Source organism: Streptomyces ossamyceticus, assembly GCF_001418475.1.
Lineage (GTDB): Bacteria > Actinomycetota > Actinomycetes > Streptomycetales > Streptomycetaceae > Streptomyces > Streptomyces ossamyceticus.
The window spans coordinates 1-3,463 of the sequence record NZ_LIQX01000140.1 but is presented as its reverse complement, the minus strand read 5'-3'; the positions used below and the strand labels follow the sequence as shown (position 1 = coordinate 3,463).

4 protein-coding genes are annotated in these 3,463 nt (G+C 69.0%); 2 read left to right on the top strand and 2 right to left on the bottom strand.

The genetic code is table 11. From position 1 onward, the window contains the following. The first annotated feature begins 186 nt into the window (after positions 1–186). The gene (locus AOK15_RS12140) at positions 187–633 is read left to right on the top strand and encodes a VOC family protein (protein ID WP_055515780.1); all 447 of its coding nucleotides are present in this window, start codon (positions 187–189) and stop codon (positions 631–633) included. 162 nt (positions 634–795) lie between these two features. Here the strand turns inward: AOK15_RS12140 and AOK15_RS12135 are convergent, their stop codons facing one another. Both AOK15_RS12135 and AOK15_RS12130 read right to left on the bottom strand, forming a co-directional pair. Next, positions 796–1,419, bottom strand: a complete 624-nt coding sequence (locus tag AOK15_RS12135; RefSeq protein ID WP_055515778.1) for a DUF305 domain-containing protein — start codon at positions 1,417–1,419, stop codon at positions 796–798. Positions 1,420–1,453: 34 nt separating this feature from the next. After that, entirely contained in the window at positions 1,454–2,122 is a 669-nt protein-coding gene (locus AOK15_RS12130) for a DUF3105 domain-containing protein (protein WP_055515776.1), read from the bottom strand. Positions 2,123–2,537: 415 nt separating this feature from the next. On the opposite strand from AOK15_RS12130, the gene AOK15_RS12125 reads away from it, so the two are divergent. After that, positions 2,538–3,463 (top strand): glutamine synthetase family protein (locus AOK15_RS12125; protein ID WP_055515774.1); only part of this gene is annotated, 926 nt, incomplete at its 3' end.

Here is a 3,463-nt window from a genome sequence, read left to right as displayed (position 1 = left end):
CGGAAATCCACGCGGGCCGCCCCCGTATCGCCCCGACCCGGTGGCGGCCCGCGTGGATTTCCGCTTCGGTGAGGGAGAACCGTTCAGTCGGACGCGTCGGCGGTTCGCGTGAGGTGCGCGCCGGAGGCGTACGCCCGTGGCGTGCGGCGCTTCCGCGCTCCCGTCGACGGCGACCTGGAGGACCAGATGGACATCTCGCTCGAAGTGATCCCGCTGCCCGTGACCGACATCGACCGGGCCCGGGACTTCTACCGGGACAAGGTCGGCTTCCACGTCGACATCGACCAGGAGGTCATGCCCGGCATGCGCATCGTCCAGCTGACGCCACCGGGCTCCGGCTGCTCGATCGCGCTGGGCGACATGATCTGGGAGATGGCCCCCGGCCCCAGGCCGGCCCCCGGCTCCTACCAGGGCCTCCAGCTCTGCGTCGCCGACATCAAGGCCGCCCGCGCCGAACTCGTCGAACGGGGGCTCGACGTCTCCGAGCCCGTCCAGTACGCCCCCGACGACGGTGCCACGTTCATGTACTTCACCGACCCCGACGGGAACGGCTGGGCGATCCAGGAGTACCGTCGCCGCGCCACGGAGCCGCTGCACCGCGTGCTGGCGGACCTGGCCGCGCGGGAGCGATGAGGTCGGCCCATCTGCCAGTGCTGGGCGCCCCAGCGGCGGGTGTGGGCGGGGCCGACGGCGACGACGGTGACGCCGAGTGCGGCGGCCATCGACACCGGCCGGGTGTCGGCCGGTGTCCCCACCGGCCGGGCCCGGCCGGTGGGGACGCGATCGGGTGTCGTCCTACGGGCGGGGTGCCGCTCCCCGGGCCTTCAGCAGGTCCGTCATCAGTGAGATCTCGGACTCCTGGGCGTTGACCATGCCCTGGGCCAGCTTCTTCTCCACGCCGACCGTGCACTTGGCGACGCAGCCCTCCGCCATGTGGATGCCGCCCTTGTGGTGGTCGGTCATCAGCTGGAGGAAGAAGATCTCGGCCTGCTTGCCGTTGAGCTTGCCGAGCTTCGCCATCTCGGCGTCGGTCGCCATGCCGGGCATCAGGGAGCCGTCCTCGCCGGAGGACATGTCGCCCATGCCCATCCAGGCCATCGGCTTCTGCGACGACACCTTCGGCAGACCCCACAGGTCGAGCCAGCCGATCATCATGCCGCGCTGGTTGGCCTGGGTCTGCGCGATGTCGTACGCGAGCCGCCGGATCTCCTCGTCGTCCGTACGGTCACGGACGATGTACGACATCTCGACGGCCTGCTGGTGGTGGACCGCCATGTCCCGGGCGAACCCCGCGTCCGCGGAGTCCGTGGCGGGGGCCTTCAGCCCCGAGTCGTCGCCGTCGGCGACCGCGAACGTGATCGCCCCGGCCGCGACGAGTACCGCCGCGGCGCCGGAGGCGATCCAACCGATGTGCTTCATCTGTCCCACTGTTCCAGATCGCGTTCGGCCGTCGTCAGGAGATGCCGTTGGTGCAGGCGGCACCCGGCTCGGGCGTCTGCTGGCCCTGGACGAACTTCTGGAAGAACTTGTCCACGTTCGGGTCGGTGGCGCTGGTCACCGTGCGCTGGTGGCCCCAGGCGCTGAGCATGATCGGGTCCTTCTGGCCCTCGACCGGGCTCATCAGCGTGTACGGGGTCTTCTTGACCTTCGCCGCGAGCGCCTTGACGTCCGCCTCGGAGGCCTTGTCGTTGTACGTCACCCAGACGGCGCCGTGCTCCAGGGAGTGCACGGCGTTCTCGTTCTTGATGGCCTTGTCGTAGACGTCGCCGTTGCAGTTCTGCCAGACCGGGTTGTGGTCGCCGCCGACCGGGGGCGTCATCGGGTAGGTCACCGACTTGGTGACGTGGTTCTGGGTGAGCTTGGTGCTCCACGTCTTGACGCCGTCCGCGTCCGTCGTGAACTTGCCCTTGCCCTTGGCGTCGCTCGCCGTGGCGCTGTCGGCGCCGCCGTTGTCCGCCTGCGAGCGGATGAGGACCGTGCCGCCGACGACGAGGCCGGCGACTATCACCACGCTGGCGCCGATCACGAGGATCCGGTTCCGGCGCTCACGGGAGCGCTCGGCACGGCGCATCTCCTCGATGCGCGCCTTGCGCGCCGCGCTGCTGGTGTTCTTGGCGGCCATGGGTTGAGTCCTTAGTGGGGGATGAGGCGGATGGGACAGTAGGACCAGCTGATCGTAATTTGATGGGCTCCCTCTCGTAAACGAGGGATCCCGCCTCCCATGGTCCCGCGCGGGGCGGGAGAGGCGCGCGGTGATGACCAGGGTGTTACGGACGGGTACGGCCGCGGCCGTATACCGGACGCCGTGGGCGTTACGCGGGGGCGCGCGAGCAGGCAAGATGGGCGGCAGAGCGGTTGAGCGGCGCAGCGCGCGGTACATCTGCCGTACGCCTGCCGTTCAGCCCGTGGTCGGTCCGCCGATCAAGGTGCGCAACACGCGTGAAATGGTGTTGTGGTGGGATGCTCAGACGCCCGACCGCATCCCGTCGCTCGGGAGCAGGACGGCCTGACCAGCAAGGAATGGGTGGAAGCGGAAGATGGACAAGCAGCAGGAGTTCGTGCTCCGTACCTTGGAGGAGCGCGACATCCGTTTCGTACGCCTGTGGTTCACGGACGTGCTGGGCTTCCTGAAGTCCGTGGCCGTGGCCCCTGCCGAGCTGGAACAGGCGTTTGACGAGGGCATCGGCTTCGACGGCTCCGCCATCGAGGGCTTCGCCCGGGTGTACGAGTCCGACATGATCGCCAAGCCGGACCCGTCGACGTTCCAGGTTCTGCCGTGGCGCGCGGAGGCCCCGGGCACGGCCAGGATGTTCTGCGACATCCTGATGCCGGACGGCTCCCCGTCCTTCGCCGACCCGCGCTATGTCCTCAAGCGCGCCCTGGCCAAGGCGTCCGACCTGGGGTTCACCTTCTACACGCACCCCGAGATCGAGTTCTTCCTGCTGAAGGACAAGCCGCTCGACGGCTCCCGCCCCACCCCGGCCGACAACTCGGGCTACTTCGACCACACCCCCCAGAACGTCGGCATGGACTTCCGCCGCCAGGCGATCACCATGCTGGAGTCGATGGGCATCTCGGTCGAGTTCTCGCACCACGAGGGCGCCCCCGGCCAGCAGGAGATCGACCTGCGCTACGCCGACGCGCTGTCGACGGCCGACAACATCATGACGTTCCGGCTGGTCATGAAGCAGGTGGCGCTGGAGCAGGGCGTCCAGGCGACGTTCATGCCGAAGCCGTTCTCGGAGCACCCCGGCTCGGGCATGCACACGCACCTCTCCCTCTTCGAGGGCGACCGGAACGCGTTCTACGAGTCCGGCGCGGAGTACCAGCTGTCGAAGGTGGGCCGCTCCTTCATCGCGGGCCTGCTGAAGCACGCGGCCGAGATCTCCGCGGTGACGAACCAGTGGGTGAACTCCTACAAGCGCATCTGGGGCGGCACCGAGCGCACCGCCGGCGCCGGCGG

What these genes read in the sequence shown, in the direction of transcription:
- AOK15_RS12135 (WP_055515778.1), bottom strand. Translation starts at nt 1,419, where the DNA reads ATGAAGCACATCGGTTGGATCGCCTCCGGCGCCGCGGCGGTACTCGTC.
- AOK15_RS12130 (WP_055515776.1), bottom strand. Translation starts at nt 2,122, where the DNA reads ATGGCCGCCAAGAACACCAGCAGCGCGGCGCGCAAGGCGCGCATCGAG.
- AOK15_RS12140 (WP_055515780.1), top strand. Translation starts at nt 187, where the DNA reads ATGGACATCTCGCTCGAAGTGATCCCGCTGCCCGTGACCGACATCGAC.